Source organism: Pseudomonas sp. CH235, from assembly GCF_004368175.1.
Classification (GTDB): Bacteria; Pseudomonadota; Gammaproteobacteria; order Pseudomonadales; family Pseudomonadaceae; genus Aquipseudomonas; species Aquipseudomonas paraglycinae.
In genome coordinates this window covers 1-14,170 of record NZ_RRZJ01000054.1, presented here as the reverse complement: position 1 = coordinate 14,170, position 14,170 = coordinate 1, and the positions used below count along the sequence as shown (strand labels likewise).

Genomic DNA, 14,170 nt, shown 5'->3' with positions numbered 1-14,170 from the left:
GTACCTTTGCAACTTCTGTTTAGGCAGGCTTGAGCGCGGTGCCAACCGCGTATCAAGCCTGTAAAAGGTGTAAACGATGTCCCCGGTCTAATGTGTAAAGGATGTACCGGTCTCTACAGTGAGGGCCAGCGGTCGACACGGAATCCATGAGCATTCAAGATCCCAACCGCGCCCACCCCGCCACCAGCTGCGCACTGATACTCACCCCGCCACAAACTATGACCACCACATCATTCGCCCCCGCCAACGCCGGATGGTCGAGGTACGCCACCGCCAGCGAAACCCCGCACGCCGGCTCCACCAACTGCCGCAGATCACTGGCATAACGCACCACGCCCATGATCGCGTCGTCATCTGACAGCACCAGACACTCATGATCGAACTCGCCGATATGCTCTACCGGCCAAGCCGCCACCTGGGCGGCGCCGAGGGAGGTGGCGACGCTGTCGATACGGCTCAGACGCACCGGATGGCCAGCCTGGACGGCGGCGGCGAACGAGGCGGCGCCTGCGGTTTCGCAGGTGACGATGCGGCAGTCGCGGCGGTCGTGGCGCAGCAGCCCGGTGAGAATTCCCGCCAGCAAACCACCGCCGCCGACCGACGTGACCACAGTATCGACCTGCGGGCAGTCGTCGAGGATTTCGTCGACCATCGTGCTGTGCCCTTCCCACAGTACCGGGTGGTCGAAGGCCGGCACGTATTCGGTGTCTGCCGCGCTGGCCAGTTCCCGCGCTCGCTGGTTGGCCTCGTCCCAGACTTTGCCGTGGACGATAACCTCCGCGCCGGTGCGGCGAATACGCGCGCGGGTCGCTTCGGGCGTTGTGTGCGGCACCACGATGCAGGCTTGCAGGCCCAGGCTGACGGCGGCCACCGCCGTGGCCAGTCCGGCATTGCCGCCGGACGGACACACGACCTTGGGCTTGCCCTGCGCCGCTGCCTGACTGCACAACAAGCCCATGCCACGCAGCTTGAACGAGCCGCACGGTTGCAGGTTTTCCAGCTTCAGCCAGATGCGCCGGGAAGCGGTCGACAGGGTCGGATGGAGGATCAGCGGCGTGCGGATGTGCAGCATGGCGGACTCCCGAAGCGGCGGCTCGGATGATCGGAACGTCTCTGCCTGAAGTTTAGTCCACGCCCCTGCCACCAGCTAAACGCCGGGGATCGTGCCGGGATCTACACTGAACGGAACAGCCGTGAGGTGCTTATGAAAATGTCTGCGCAAATGACCGTGGTCGCAGTGCTCGCCACCCTCGCCTATCTGGGCCTGGCGATGTGGGGCATCGGTGGCGTGGCGGTGTTCTTTTCTCACGGCGCTCTGGTCGTGGTGGCACTGGCCACGCTGGCCATGGTGGTGGCTTCGCTCTTTACGGAAGTGAACCTGAGTACCGGCGAACGCGAGGACCGGGCCAATCGCTGGGTGATTCCGGCGTTTGCCGTGATCGGACTGGTCAGTGCCTTTCTGCCGGCTTACTGCGACCGCATCGGTTTCTGGACCATCGGCCGCGAAGGTACCCGTTGGCTGGGCGCGTTGCTGTTTATCGTTGGGGGTGGATTGCGCTTGTGGCCGGTGTTTGTGCTCGGCCATCGGTTCAGCGGGCTGGTGGCGATTCAGCCGGGGCACCGGTTGGTCACCGAAGGCATCTACCGGCATCTGCGCAACCCCAGTTATCTGGGGCTGGTGATCAATGCGATCGGTTGGGCGCTGGCGTTTCGCTCGGTGGTCGGCCTGTTGCTCGCGGCGCTGACGCTGATCCCGCTGATCGCCCGCATCCACTCCGAAGAGGCCCTGCTGCGCACGCAGTTCGGTGCCGAATACGACGCCTATTGCGCCCGCAGCTGGCGCTTGGTGCCCGGAGTTTATTGACGTTGCAGGCGCAACTGGCCGTCGCTGTCGATGCTCAGCGCAATGTCGCGGTAACTGGCGATGGTCGCGTGTACGGTTTCCAGAGGATGCTGGTGAGTCGTGGTGATGATCATCAACGGCGCACCGGCGGCTTCAGCGGCCTGAATGCCGACAGTGGCGTCTTCGAAAATCAGGCAGTCCGCCGGTTCCAGGCCCAAGCGTTTGGCGGCCAGTCGATAACCGGCCGGATCCGGTTTGCCGGCGGTCACGTCTTCAGCGGTGATCATCACCGCAGGCTCCGGAATACCCGCCGCCGCCATCCGCCGCAATGCCAGATCCCGTGGCGCCGAGGTCACCATGGCCCAGCGATCCGCCGGCAACGATTTGAGAAACGCTGCCGCGCCGGGGATCTCGACGATGCCTTCGACGTCTTCGATTTCCGCCTCGGTGATGAACGCCGCTTGCGCTTCGGCGTCCACGCCCGGCAGGTTCAAACGCGTGATGGTGTCGATGGCGCGCACGCCGTGGATGGTCGGCAGGAACGTTTCGACGTTCACCCCGTGGCGCACGGCCCAGGCGGACCAGATCCGCTCGGCGGCGGCGATGGAGTTGAGGACGGTGCCGTCCATGTCGAACAGGAACGCGCCGAACGCGCGGTTGAAAACAGCATCGTGAGAAGACAAAAGATCACTTCCTCGCAAGGGGCCGGGCAACGATGCCCGGCAATGTAGCACTTGCGGGACGCTTCAGTGCAGACGCGGCGCCTTGGATTTGAACGCACCGTCAACACAGTCGAGCAACTGGCCGATGGCCCACGGCTTCTTGATGAACGCCACCGGATGCTTCACGCCCGAGGTTTCCGGCGTTTCATAACCGGACATGACCATCACCGGTTTGTCCGGCCAGCGCTCGCCGACCAGATTGGCCAGGTCCGCCCCGTTGAGGGTGCCGGGCATGGTGATGTCGGTGAGCAGCAGCGCGACTTCCGGCGCGTGCTCTTCCAGGTATTGCGAAGCCGCATCGGCACTGGTCTGCGGTTCGACCTTGAAACCTTCCTCCTGAAGAATTTCGCACAGAAACTCCAGAATCAACGGATCGTCCTCGACTACCAGAATCAATCCGCCAGGAAGGTGCGCGCTCGACGTCGAAATTGGACACATGAACTGGCACTCCCTGAATTGCATGAACGATTTAGCGGCTTGAATCCGCTGCTTATCAGGTATGAGCAGCACCTTCTACAGAAATTCATTTTTGATACAGGTCTTTTCGATAACACTGGGTCAACGGGCAGTCGCCGCCGCGTAATTGCGGTTAAAATGCGCGCCCTTTTGCTGGCCGATCCTGATTGATGAACCCTCAAGCCCTCGCCGTTCTCCACGCCCACCTGCTCACCGCGCTGACGTCGGCACCCGCCGAAACCCGGCGCCTGTTCCATGGGCGCGGGCGTTGCTGGCTGGGGCTGGAGCAAGTCACCGTGGACTGGCTGCAAGGCGTCGTGCTGGTGTCGCTGTTCAAGGAGCCCGAGGCTTCGCAGCTGGACGACCTCAAGCGCCTGCTGCTGGAAATCACCGGTTCGGAGCCATGGCAGCAGTCCGGCGCCCACACTTTGTTGATCCAGCACCGTTACCTGCCGCAGAGCACCGCCGAATGGGTATTGGGTGAAGAGATCGACGAAATGACCATCGTCGAGGGCGGGCTGAAATATCGGGTGGATCTGGGCCGCAAGCAGAACACCGGGCTGTTCCTCGACATGCGCTACGGCCGCAACTGGGTGCGCGAACAGGCGGCGGGCAAACGGGTACTGAACCTGTTCGCCTACACCTGCGGCTTTTCGGTGGCGGCCATCGAGGGCGGCGCCAGCCATGTGGTCAACCTCGACATGTCCCGCGCCGCGCTGAGCCGGGGCCGCGACAATCACCGGCTGAACGGGCATGACCTGAGCAAGGTGAGTTTCCTCGGCCACGACCTGTTCAAGTCCTGGGGCAAGGTGATCAACAGCGGCCCTTATGATCTGGTGATCATCGACCCGCCGTCGTTTCAGAAAGGCAGTTTTCTGCTGACCAAGGATTACCAGCGCGTGCTGCGTCGTCTGCCGGAATTGCTGACTGCCCAAGGCAGCGTGCTGGCGTGCATGAACGACCCTTCGTTCGGCTCCGACTTCCTGATCGACGGCGTGACCCAGGAAGCGCCGAGCCTGCGCTTCGAGCAGCGGCTGGAAAATCCGCCGGAGTTTCCGGATATCGACCCGGAAAGCGGTCTGAAGGCGCTGCTGTTCAAGCAGATCGGCTGACCCGCTCAGCGCGGCCGCAACACCAGCGCAAACAACTCGCCATGCCCGGTGACGTTGAGCTTGTGATAGAGATTGCGCCGGTGCACCTTCACGGTCTCCGGCGAAATGTTCATGTGCTGGGCGATGGCCTTGCTGGAAAAGCCCTGGAGAATCAGACGCGCCGTATCGATCTCGCGCGCGGTCAGACGGGCGTCGAAGCGGTCGAGCAGCGCCGCAATATCGCCGACCGGCGCCTCGACCGCCGCACCTTGCGGCGGCATCAACTGCACATGCCGACGCATCGCTGACAGCACCCAATCCCGCACGCAGAGCAGGCGCCCCTGCTCCTGCAAACTGAACGCCGTCGAACGGCCCATCGACAATCCGAGCACGCCGTCGTCGAGGTTGACCAGAAATTGCAGCTCATCTGCGCCGACCACCGAGCGGAAGTAACTCTGGTAGTACTCGCTGTGCAGAAACTGGTCCGGCGCAACCGACGCGAGGCTGTGCAAACCATCGGCGATCCCGGCGCAGGCGGCCTGATAGAACGGATCGAGCAGGTACATGCCGGCACAGTAACCGGCCAGTTCTTCCTGCTCGTCGGCGCGACCCTGGCTGTCGAAGTCGATCAGCAATTGCGGCGGGCGCCCCGTCTGCATCACCGCCACCAGCGCATTGTCCAACGGCACCAGCAACCGCAGCGTATCGACCAGCGCCCGCCAGAAACCGTCCTGACCGACCGTGGCGAACACCCGCGCCAGGCTCTGGTGCACCGGCAATTCCTGCAGCAACGCGTCCACGCTCTACCCCTTTTGAGTAACCCATGATGGGAATGGGTGCGGCGCGGCCCGCCCGATAGGCTGACCACTCCTGTTCATCACCGGCCTGCCAACAGGCCAGGAGTGCCGCATCATGCGTGGTCATCGTGGGTATATCAACCTGGGTCTGATGGGCATTTTGTCCGCGGCGCTGAGTGCGCAGGCAGCCGATGCGCCGAGCGTGCATGTCTATAACTGGTACGACTACATCGGCCCGAACACCCTGCATGATTTCAAGCGTGACAGCGGTATCGAACCGGTCTACGACACCTTCGACAGCGCCGAAGTCCTGGAAGGCAAACTGATGACCAGCCGCAGCGGCTACGACGTGGTGGTGGCGAGCAATTTCAGCCTGCCGACCCTGATCAAGGCCGGCGCCCTCGCCCCGCTGCCCCGCGACCAACTGCCCGGCTGGAAGAACCTCGACAACGACCTGCTGAACAAACTGGCCAATAACGACCCCGGCAACCAGTACGCCGTACCTTATCTGTGGGGCACCAACGGCATCGGCTACAACGTCGACAAGGTGCGCGCCGTGCTGGGCGACAAGGCCCCGGTGGATTCGTGGGACCTGGTGTTCAAGGAAGAGAACCTGGCCAAGCTCGGCGAATGCGGTGTGGCGATGCTCGATTCGCCGTCGGAAATGCTCCCGGTCGCGCTGCATTATCTCGGCCTGCCGCCGAACAGCACCAACGCCGAGGACTATCAGAAAGCCGAAGCGCTGCTGCTGAAACTGCGCCCGCACATTGCCTACTTCAACTCCTCGAAATTCATCAGTGATCTGTCCAACGGCAACATCTGCGTGGCGGTCGGCTGGTCCGGCGCGATGCTCGAAGCCAGGACCACCGCCGAGCAGGCCGGCAACGGCGTGAAGATTCAGTACAGCCTGCCGAAGGAAGGTGCGCCGGTGTGGTTCGACACACTGGTCTTGCTCAAGGACGCACCGCATCCGGCTCAGGGTCTCGCGTTCATCGACTACCTGCTGCGGCCCGATGTGATTGCGCCGGTCAGCGATCACCTGTCCTACCCCAACGGCAATCGCGCCGCCACGGCGCTGGTTGCCCAGGCCACCCGCGACAATCCTGCGGTGTACCCGTCAGCCACGGCGATGGCCACGTTGTACACCCTCGAACCCTTGCCCAAAGCCACCGAACGGGTGCGTACGCGGGTGTGGAGCAAGGTCAAGAACGGTCAATAAAAGCCCTCGAATCACTGCCTTCAACAGAGAGAACATCAATGAAACCACGTGCCCGCGATCTCCATATCCGCATCGGTCAAATGCAACCCGGCCCGCTCAACGCCATCACCGACGTACCCGGCGTACGGGTCGGCCACAGCAACGTGCGCGGCCGCAGCGCCAGCGGTCGTGACATTTGCAGTGGCGTTACCCTGATCGAACCACGCGCCGGTTCGACCAACGCACAACCGTGTTTCGCCGGCGTCCACGTACTCAACGGCAACGGTGACGCCACAGGACTGGAGTGGATTCGCGAAGCCGGCCTGCTGACCAGTCCGATCGCCTTCACCAACACTCACAGCCTCGGCGTGGTGCGCGATGCCTTGATCGAACTGGATCGCGCGCAGCAACCGGACGACGGTCGGCTCTACTGGAACATGCCGGTGGTGCTGGAAACCTTCGATGGCTTGCTCAACGACATCAACGGCTTTCATGTGAAGCCCAAGCATGTGGCCGAAGCGATGAGCAATGCCGTTGACGGCCCGGTGCAGGAAGGCGCGGTGGGCGGTGGCAGCGGCATGATCTGTCATGAATTCAAGGGCGGGATCGGCACCGCATCACGCCGCTTGAGCAAGGCTCAGGGTGGCTGGACAGTGGGTGCCATCGTCCAGGCCAACCACGGGATTCGCAGCGAATTGCGGGTCGATGGCTACCCGGTCGGGCGATATATGGAACAGGTGGATTCGCCGTTCCTGCGCGCTTCGTTGCCACATCCGGGCATGGGCTCGATCGTAGTGGCCCTCGCCACCGATGCACCGCTGTTACCGCATCAATGCACGCGACTGGCGCAACGGGCGAGCCTCGGTCTGGCGCGTACTGGCGGTGGCAATGAGGATCATAGCGGCGACATCTTCATCGCCTTCGCCACCGGCAACGGTCATATCCCGCCCGCCGCTTACGAAGGCAAAGGCGCGTCGACTTGCGACGGCTTGCAGATGGTGAACAACGATCACATCAGCGAGTTGTTCCTGGCGGCGACCGAGGCGGTTGAAGAGGCGATCATCAACGCCCTGCTGGCCAGCGACAGCACCGAAGGCAACGGGCATTCGGTGCCGGGGCTGGATGCCGGGACCCTGCTCGCAGCTCTCGAAAAAGCCGGCTGGCCGGGCGCTCGCTGACATTCAGCGGAACAACCCAAGTCCGAGTTCGCGCGCCGCCTGCAACTGCATCGCCGGATCGCTCGACTCGGACTCCAGCAACAATGCCGAGCCCGCCACCGTCGCCCCGCAGTAATCGAAAATCCCGTGATCGATCTGCGTCTTCATCGCCGCGCCGTAGCCGTGGCGCTCGTAAGTGCGCACATCCGCTCCGCCGAGTCCGACCAGGTGTACGCGCAATCGTCCAAGTTTTTTCAGCGTCTTGTCGCCGTCGAAATCGTACGCCCAGCCATTGCTGAACACCCGGTCGATCCAGCCCTTGAGCAGCGCCGGCATCGACCACCAGAACACCGGATAAACCAGCACCAGCGCATCGGCTCGGTCGATGCGCGCCTGCTCGTCCAGTACGTCTTGCGGTGGCGCGGATTCGCGGTGATGCACCGCCCAGTCGGCCACGCCAAAGCGCGGATCAAATTCTTCGGCGTGCAGGTCGGCGATTTCGAAGGTGTTGGAGGGATCGCTTTCCGACAGGCCTTTGGCAATCTGCTGCGCCAACGCGTGGGTCAGCGAACGTGGATCATCGTGATCGACAACAATCAATGCGTGCATGGGGAAATCTCCGGTTGGTGATTGCTGACCAAGGGCTTACCCTTGCGAAAAGCTACGATTGGTAATCTACTACTAGTAAGTTATCTTCAGTAAGTTACGTTTGGTATATAAGCGATGTCAACCACTGAAATCCCAGAACCCGCACAACCCCGTCGACGCCTGTCACGGGAAGACCGCCAGCGCCAGTTGCTCGACATGGCTTGGCAACTGATTCGCGAAGAAGGCACCGATGCCCTGACCCTCGGCTATCTGGCGGAAAAGGCCGGCGTGACCAAACCGGTGGTCTACGACCATTTCACCACCCGCGCCGGTCTGCTCGCAGCGCTGTATCAGGATTTCGACCGACGCCAGACGGCGGTGATGGACGCAGCACTGGCCAATGCCGAAGCGACCTTGAGCGGCACTGCGACGGTGATTGCCACGGCGTATGTCGATTGCGTGCTGACCCAGGGCAACGAGATTCCGGGAGTGATTGCCGCCTTGGCGAGCACGCCGGATTTGGAGAGGATCAAGCGCGAATACGAGGCGATCTTTCTGGAGAAGTGCCGCAGCGTGCTCTCGCCTTTCGCTGACGGCGCAGAGATCGGTCAGGCAGGATTACGTGCCATGCTCGGCGCCGCCGAAGCCTTGTCACAAGCGGCGGCCACCAGCGAAATCAGCGCCGAACAGGCCCGTGACGAGCTGTTGGCAACCATCATTGCGATGGTCGAAAGAGCCGCCGCACGCGCTACCCAGGCAGGTGACTGACGGTACTTGAGCGCATCAGCCCACCTTCCTACGATGGAACTACGCAGTCGCTTGGTCCGCCAAGCCGTTGCGTAGGTGCGGGTGCTCTGAACCCCAATCAAGCCCGCACCTGGCTTCATGCGCATCTTGAGCCTCGCGGGCTCTACTTCCTCCCCATCAAAGAGTCTTGAGGCTCTTTTTTTGTCTCTGAAAATCAGCGTTCGGGTTCGCGGCGGATCGAACGCCACGTGGCCTGGGCCAGCAATTCGCGATAAGCCTTCGGACTGCCCTGCACTCGCCCGGACAACCACGCGCGGCAATAGCTGTCGGCCTGCCCGACGATCAGTGACGGCAGCAGTTCGGCGGGGCATTCATTGAGTTCAGCCGCACGCCCCGACTCGGCCAGCCAGTTACGCAGGCCAAGGTTGCGGGTCTTGTTGCGCTCGGCCAGTTCATCCTTGTGCGGCCCCCGGGTCACGGCATAACGCGCGTGATACTGGAACCGCGCCCATTCCGGTTGGTTCTCGACCCAATCCACATAGCTGTAGACCAACGCCTGCACGCCCTCTTCGGTGGTCGTCGCGTCAGCCAGATAGGCGTCGCGCAGGCGCGCCTGATCCTCCAGCGCGGTGAAGAACAGCGCGGCCACCAGCCCTTCCTTGTTGCCGAAATGGTGGTAGATCGCCCCGACACTGGTGTCGCACTCGGCACGGATCATTTCGATGGTAGTGGCCTCGATGCCCTGCTCGTTGAAGAGGCGCAGGGCCTTGCGAAAGATGTCGCGCTTGAGTTCGGCGCGGCGGCCGGGGTAGCTGCGTTCGAGTAGATCTGCGGTGTCCATGAGCCTTGAAAATCCGGGTAAAGGGCACATCCGTGCCGATGATCGAAACACGCACAGGTTGACAGATTTCCCGCGGACAGAATACCGTTCCGTTACAGAACAATATTCTGTAACGGAACATGATTCTGTAAATCCATTTACTGCGAGGCTTCATCCATGAGTCAGTTTCTCAGCATGTTCAACAGCGTCGGTTCCCAGGCGTTCAGCCAAATGGCCTGCCAGGTCGCGCCGTACTTCAGCACCATCAATCCGCTGGTGACCGAGTTGCGGGTAGGTTCGGCGCAGGTGCAAGTGCCGTTTCGCCGCGAGATCACCAACCACCTCGGTACCGTGCACGCAATCGCCCTGTGCAACGCTGCCGAATTGGCGGCCGGGATGATGACCGACGTGTCGATTCCCGCCGGCGCGCGCTGGATTCCAAAAGGCATGACCGTCGAATACCTGGCCAAGGCCAAGACCGACGTGACCGCCGTGGCCAACGGCGAAGGACTGGACTGGCAGACCGAAGGCGACAAGATCGTGCCGGTGGATGTCCACGACGCCGAAGGCAAGAAAGTGTTCACGGCGCGGATCACCATGAACGTGAAACTGTCCTGAAATCACCGGCACAAAAAAGCCCTTGCTGCGCTGATCGCAACAAGGGCTTTCGTCGTTTCAAAGGGAAGGGATCAGTGAACGGTCAGACGCTGACGAACAAATTCTTCGGTGCGGCGAGTGACCTGATCCAGATGCCGGTCGCGCTGTTTCTCGGCATCGAGCATTGCCCGCTTGCCGTGCTTTTGCAGCAAGTAGGTGTGGATCTGCTGCACTTCCAGCGAACGGTAGATCGGCGTCGTGTCGATAAAACCGCGCAGCCCGTTGCTGCGATAGTGCCGGGTGCTCATCAGCACCTGCGTCTCCAGTTGGCCCAGCACTTCAAAGCCCAGCGCCTCGAAATACGGCACCTTGCCGACGCTGCAGGTCAGCTCGGCATGGGGGTAACGCGCCACCATGTCCGCGATCAGCGAACGGGCTACGCCCTGACGTCGATGCCCCTCGCGCACTGCCAGATAGGCCACGTTGCACGCCTCCCAATCACCCTGCACCGGCAGGTACAACAGGAAGCCGATCACCTGCTCCGGATCATCGTCATCGGTGGCCACCAGCAGTTCCACCTCAGTGCCCTTCTCGCCGTTCAACGCCTCCAGATACAGATGCACCTCGTAGCCGACCGCGTACTGATAGACGTTGTACAACAGGTTGCTCGGGCCGAGGCCGATGGCACTGATGTCGGTCAGGTTGTCGACCACCATCTGCAGGATCTGACTGTTGACGCCTTCGGGGCATGGGGATTTGTAGTGGGTGATGCGGGGCATGGCGGGGGAACTCCGGCGGTAAAACACAAGTTGCCGGGTAGGTTGAGCGACCGGCGAACCGCGACATCATACCCTGTGCAAGCCTGACAAAAATTTCATCTGCCCGAGAACGGATCTTTCGCCGATTTGGCGTCCAATTTTTCAGCTGCGTTCATTTTCCGACGCACGCCTTGAGGAGCTGCCATGAACGTTCTGCGTTGCGCGAAAACAATGAAATGCTTGCTCGCTGCCGCGCTGGTGGCGATCACCCTGTCGGGCTGTGTCGTCGAACCGGTTCGCCCGCATCGGCCACCACCGATCGTCGAAGTGGTTCCGGTCATGCCTGCGCCGGGTTATCACTGGGTCGCCGGGCATTACCGCTGGGCCGGCAACCAATGGCGCTGGATGCCGGGACATTGGCGGGCGTATTGAGGCCCTTCACTGCGCGGGGGCAACGACCTTGAACTTGATGTCGATGTCCTTGGACACCACGGTGTCCGCCCACTCCCCCGCGCCAAGGCCGAACTCGTCGCGCTTGAGTACCAGTTCGCCGTCGAAAATGCCGATGCTGCTGTCGGGTTTGAGTTGCACCGGCACCTGCACCTCACGGGTGATGCCTTTGAGGGTGAGGTGGCCGTCGACCAGATAACGGTTGTCGCCGGCCGGGCTGAAGCGGGTCGATTCGAACACCGCCACCGGGAATTTATTGGTGTCGAACCACGCCGGTTTCACTAACTCGGTGTTGGCATCTTCACTGCCGGCGTCGATGCTGGTCAGGTCGATGTGCAGCGTGGTGCGGGCGCTGGCCAGGTTGTCGCTGTCGAAATCCAGCATCGCGTCGAACTTGCCGAAGGTGCCGTACATCTGCGAGCCCATCTGGCTGTAAGTGAAACTGATCTGGCTGGCGGTGGTGTTGACCCGGGTGTACTCCACCGCATTCGCAGCAGGGATGAAGGTCAGGCAAGACGCGGCCGCCAACAACAATCGAATCGACATGCAATGCTCCGGTGCCCGATGGGGCTCGAATGACTTAAGCAAACATCCGTCACTTGCGCCAGCCCCGCCAATGTCGACCCTAAACGCTTCGTCACACCAGCCGCTCGATCTTCTGATGCTTCCAGACCCGTGTGTAATACAGCGTCTGCAACACCAGCATCCCCAGATACGCGATCGGGAACGCCATCCACACGCCCTGCAAACCGAACTGCCCGTCCAGCCAGTAGGCCGCCGGCAACTGCACGCCGAGCACACAGATGATCGCCACGCCCACCGGCACCAGCACCGTACCGCTGGCGCGCATGATGCCGCCGATGATCGCCTGGAAACCGAAGATCAACAGGCTCCACAACATGATGTGCAACAGATGCTCGGCCATCTCCCGGGTCGAGTCTTCGGTCAGGAACAGCCCGAGCAACCAGTGCGACAACAGGTAACCCGCCAGGATCAAACCACCCGTCAGGCACACATTGATCCACAACCCGGTGCGCAGGATCGGCCCCATCCGCTCCAGCCGTCCGGCACCGATCGCCTGAGCGCCGAGGATCGACGCGGTGATCGCAATCGACAGCGCCGGAAACTGCACGTAGTTGACGATCTGCGTCACCGCGCCATAGGCCGCCGTCGCCTGCGAGCCGTGCTGGTTGACCAGCGCCAGAATCACCAGCTCCGACAGCGACAGCACGATCATCTGCACCCCGGTCGGCAGACCGATGCGCAACACCTTGCCGAGAATCGCGCCGTCCAGTCGCAGCGCCGCGAAGAACTCGCGATCCGGCGCCAGCGGATGGCCCTTGCGGATCAGGCTCCATGACAGCCACGCCATCGCCGCCAGCGTACCGGCCAGACCGGCGAACGCCGCGCTTTGAATCCCCAGTTGCGGCAAGCCGAACCAGCCGCGAATGAACGCCGGGGTCAGCGCGAGCCCGACCACGGTCGACAGCAACAGCGCCAGCATCGGCGACAGCGTGTCACTCACCCCGCGCAACAACTGGGTGAACAACACGTACACCAGCACAACCGGCAAGGTCCACATCATCACCCGGGCATAGGCCACCGCATCATCCAGCACATCCGCCGGCGTGCCCAAACCCTGCAATGCCTCACGCGCAAACACACTGCCCAGCACCGCCGCCACCAGCCCGATCAACACCCCCAGCAACAACGTCGCACCGGCAATCGCCTTGACCATATGCGACTCACGCGCCCCCCACGCCTGACCGATCAGCACCCCTGCCCCGGCGCCCAGACCGATGACCAGCGCAATGAAGAAAAAGATGATCGGAAACATCCCGGACACCGCCGCCAGCGCCTGCGTGCCGAGCATCTGGCCGATGTAGATGCTGTTGACCGTGCCCGACATCGATTGCAGGAAGTTCGACAGCACCATCGGGGCCAGGAACAGCAGGTAGGTTTTCCAGAGGGGGGATTGAGCGGGGGTTTGCATTGAGGGTCCGTCTCGGGTGGGAGCTGATGACAGAGTCTAAGGTATGCAATGCGGTTCAGGTCGTACCCGTTTGCATTAAAACTTCGTAATCTGCACCCCGACCAATCTGCAAAGCCTCTCCATCACGACAGGAAGTGAATCCCTCCCATGCGCCGTTCCCCGTTTCTGCTGAGTTGCACCTTATTGACCGCTCTGGCGACGAGCGTCCACGCCGGCCCCGCGCGCTCGCCCGAAGTGGTGCAAGGATTGGTGAACACCCTGAACGAACGCCTGAACATCGGCGACCTCGTCGCCCTGACCAAATGGGACAGCGGCAAGCCGATCCAGGACAGTCCCCGTGAGGCGCAGGTGATCGACAACGCCCGCAAGCTGGCTGCCGAACGCAAGCTCGATCCGGAAGACGTCGCGCAATTGATTGCCGCGCAGATGGAGGCCAACAAACTGGTGCAGTACGGTTTGCTCGCACAATGGCAAGCGGCCGGTGCCGCGCCGGACACGCCGCGACCGGATCTGGGCAAGCAGATTCGCCCGCGTCTGGACGAGTTGCAAACCCGTCTGCTGCAGCAATACGCCGACTTCACACCCTACCGTCACGATCCGAACTGCCCGGCGTGGCTGGCCAAGGCGCGTACCGGCCTGACCCGTGATGCGCTGCATGATCTGGCCCTGACCCGCGCCACCGGAGAGCTGTGCATTCGGCCGCTGGTGCCCTAGAACAAGGGTCCTGGCATTCATTGCTGGCGTCGATAGTCACCATCGACTCAATGAAGTTCTCTAAAAAAATCCGCGGCGTAACATCGGCTCCATACCAAACAAACAACACCCCGGAGCACACGATCATGAAACGCCAAATCCTTCTCGGCATCGCTTTCTCGGTTCTTGCAGTCAACGCTTTTGCAGCCAAACCCGCCCACACCATGATCGCCGAAGGCGGTTCGGATCGGTTGATTGAA

General features: G+C 62.1%; 17 protein-coding genes. 8 read left to right on the top strand and 9 right to left on the bottom strand.

The genetic code is table 11. The features are described 5' to 3' along the window. Nucleotides 1–154: 154 nt before the first annotated feature. Entirely contained in the window at nucleotides 155–1,072 is a 918-nt protein-coding gene (locus EIY71_RS28215; RefSeq protein WP_134023968.1) for a pyridoxal-phosphate dependent enzyme, read from the bottom strand. 132 nt (nucleotides 1,073–1,204) lie between these two features. Between EIY71_RS28215 and EIY71_RS28210 the strand changes: the two genes are divergently transcribed. After that, nucleotides 1,205–1,864 carry an isoprenylcysteine carboxylmethyltransferase family protein gene (locus tag EIY71_RS28210; protein ID WP_085654273.1) on the top strand — a complete coding sequence of 220 codons (660 nt, stop codon included), beginning with the start codon at nucleotides 1,205–1,207 and terminating at the stop codon, nucleotides 1,862–1,864. Here the strand turns inward: EIY71_RS28210 and EIY71_RS28205 are convergent. Together EIY71_RS28205 and EIY71_RS28200 are read right to left on the bottom strand one after the other, a co-directional pair. Then, complete coding sequence (locus tag EIY71_RS28205; protein ID WP_134023966.1) at nucleotides 1,858–2,526, bottom strand: HAD family hydrolase; 669 nt, start codon at nucleotides 2,524–2,526, stop codon at nucleotides 1,858–1,860. The two genes, EIY71_RS28210 and EIY71_RS28205, sit on opposite strands and share 7 nt — an antisense overlap. A gap of 63 nt (nucleotides 2,527–2,589) precedes the next feature. Continuing rightward, the gene (locus tag EIY71_RS28200) at nucleotides 2,590–3,003 is read right to left on the bottom strand and encodes a response regulator (RefSeq protein ID WP_085746029.1); all 414 of its coding nucleotides are present in this window, start codon (nucleotides 3,001–3,003) and stop codon (nucleotides 2,590–2,592) included. Nucleotides 3,004–3,191: 188 nt separating this feature from the next. Between EIY71_RS28200 and EIY71_RS28195 the strand changes: the two genes are divergently transcribed. Beyond that, nucleotides 3,192–4,133, top strand: coding sequence for a class I SAM-dependent methyltransferase (locus EIY71_RS28195; RefSeq protein ID WP_129974118.1), 942 nt, complete (start codon nucleotides 3,192–3,194; stop codon nucleotides 4,131–4,133). A gap of 5 nt (nucleotides 4,134–4,138) precedes the next feature. Here EIY71_RS28195 and EIY71_RS28190 read toward each other — a convergent pair whose 3' ends face one another. Continuing rightward, nucleotides 4,139–4,912: a helix-turn-helix transcriptional regulator gene (locus EIY71_RS28190; RefSeq protein WP_129974117.1), complete on the bottom strand. Its 774-nt coding sequence runs from the start codon at nucleotides 4,910–4,912 to the stop codon at nucleotides 4,139–4,141. A gap of 112 nt (nucleotides 4,913–5,024) precedes the next feature. Between EIY71_RS28190 and EIY71_RS28185 the strand changes: the two genes are divergently transcribed. Next, nucleotides 5,025–6,128 carry a polyamine ABC transporter substrate-binding protein gene (locus EIY71_RS28185; RefSeq protein WP_134023964.1) on the top strand — a complete coding sequence of 368 codons (1,104 nt, stop codon included), beginning with the start codon at nucleotides 5,025–5,027 and terminating at the stop codon, nucleotides 6,126–6,128. A gap of 38 nt (nucleotides 6,129–6,166) precedes the next feature. Then, complete coding sequence (locus EIY71_RS28180; protein ID WP_134023962.1) at nucleotides 6,167–7,285, top strand: P1 family peptidase; 1,119 nt, start codon at nucleotides 6,167–6,169, stop codon at nucleotides 7,283–7,285. Nucleotides 7,286–7,288: 3 nt separating this feature from the next. Here EIY71_RS28180 and EIY71_RS28175 read toward each other — a convergent pair whose 3' ends face one another. Next, on the bottom strand, nucleotides 7,289–7,873 hold the full coding sequence (locus tag EIY71_RS28175) for an NAD(P)H-dependent oxidoreductase (protein WP_102687805.1): 585 nt from the start codon (nucleotides 7,871–7,873) through the stop codon (nucleotides 7,289–7,291). A gap of 114 nt (nucleotides 7,874–7,987) precedes the next feature. Here EIY71_RS28175 and EIY71_RS28170 point away from each other — a divergent pair, with 114 nt between their 5' ends. Beyond that, a complete protein-coding gene (locus EIY71_RS28170; protein ID WP_085746023.1) occupies nucleotides 7,988–8,620 on the top strand; it encodes a TetR/AcrR family transcriptional regulator in 633 nt (210 codons plus the stop codon). A 193-nt stretch (nucleotides 8,621–8,813) separates the two neighbouring features. On the opposite strand, the gene EIY71_RS28165 is transcribed toward EIY71_RS28170, so the two are convergent. Further along, nucleotides 8,814–9,440, bottom strand: coding sequence for a TetR/AcrR family transcriptional regulator (locus EIY71_RS28165; protein WP_134023960.1), 627 nt, complete (start codon nucleotides 9,438–9,440; stop codon nucleotides 8,814–8,816). A gap of 156 nt (nucleotides 9,441–9,596) precedes the next feature. Here EIY71_RS28165 and EIY71_RS28160 point away from each other — a divergent pair, with 156 nt between their 5' ends. After that, nucleotides 9,597–10,037, top strand: a complete 441-nt coding sequence (locus EIY71_RS28160; protein WP_134023958.1) for a hotdog fold domain-containing protein — start codon at nucleotides 9,597–9,599, stop codon at nucleotides 10,035–10,037. A 71-nt stretch (nucleotides 10,038–10,108) separates the two neighbouring features. Here EIY71_RS28160 and EIY71_RS28155 read toward each other — a convergent pair whose 3' ends face one another. After that, on the bottom strand, nucleotides 10,109–10,795 hold the full coding sequence (locus EIY71_RS28155) for a GNAT family N-acetyltransferase (protein ID WP_085746020.1): 687 nt from the start codon (nucleotides 10,793–10,795) through the stop codon (nucleotides 10,109–10,111). Nucleotides 10,796–10,978: 183 nt separating this feature from the next. On the opposite strand from EIY71_RS28155, the gene EIY71_RS28150 reads away from it, so the two are divergent. Beyond that, the gene (locus EIY71_RS28150) at nucleotides 10,979–11,206 is read left to right on the top strand and encodes a YXWGXW repeat-containing protein (protein ID WP_085746019.1); all 228 of its coding nucleotides are present in this window, start codon (nucleotides 10,979–10,981) and stop codon (nucleotides 11,204–11,206) included. Between the two features lie 6 nt (nucleotides 11,207–11,212). Here EIY71_RS28150 and EIY71_RS28145 read toward each other — a convergent pair whose 3' ends face one another. Then, nucleotides 11,213–11,770 carry a YceI family protein gene (locus EIY71_RS28145; RefSeq protein ID WP_085746018.1) on the bottom strand — a complete coding sequence of 186 codons (558 nt, stop codon included), beginning with the start codon at nucleotides 11,768–11,770 and terminating at the stop codon, nucleotides 11,213–11,215. Nucleotides 11,771–11,861: 91 nt separating this feature from the next. Next, nucleotides 11,862–13,217 (bottom strand): MATE family efflux transporter, encoded by a 1,356-nt coding sequence (locus EIY71_RS28140; RefSeq protein WP_085746017.1) that lies wholly within the window; start codon nucleotides 13,215–13,217, stop codon nucleotides 11,862–11,864. Nucleotides 13,218–13,364: 147 nt separating this feature from the next. Here EIY71_RS28140 and EIY71_RS28135 point away from each other — a divergent pair, with 147 nt between their 5' ends. After that, nucleotides 13,365–13,931, top strand: coding sequence for a chorismate mutase (locus EIY71_RS28135; RefSeq protein WP_085746016.1), 567 nt, complete (start codon nucleotides 13,365–13,367; stop codon nucleotides 13,929–13,931). Nucleotides 13,932–14,170: the final 239 nt, after the last annotated feature.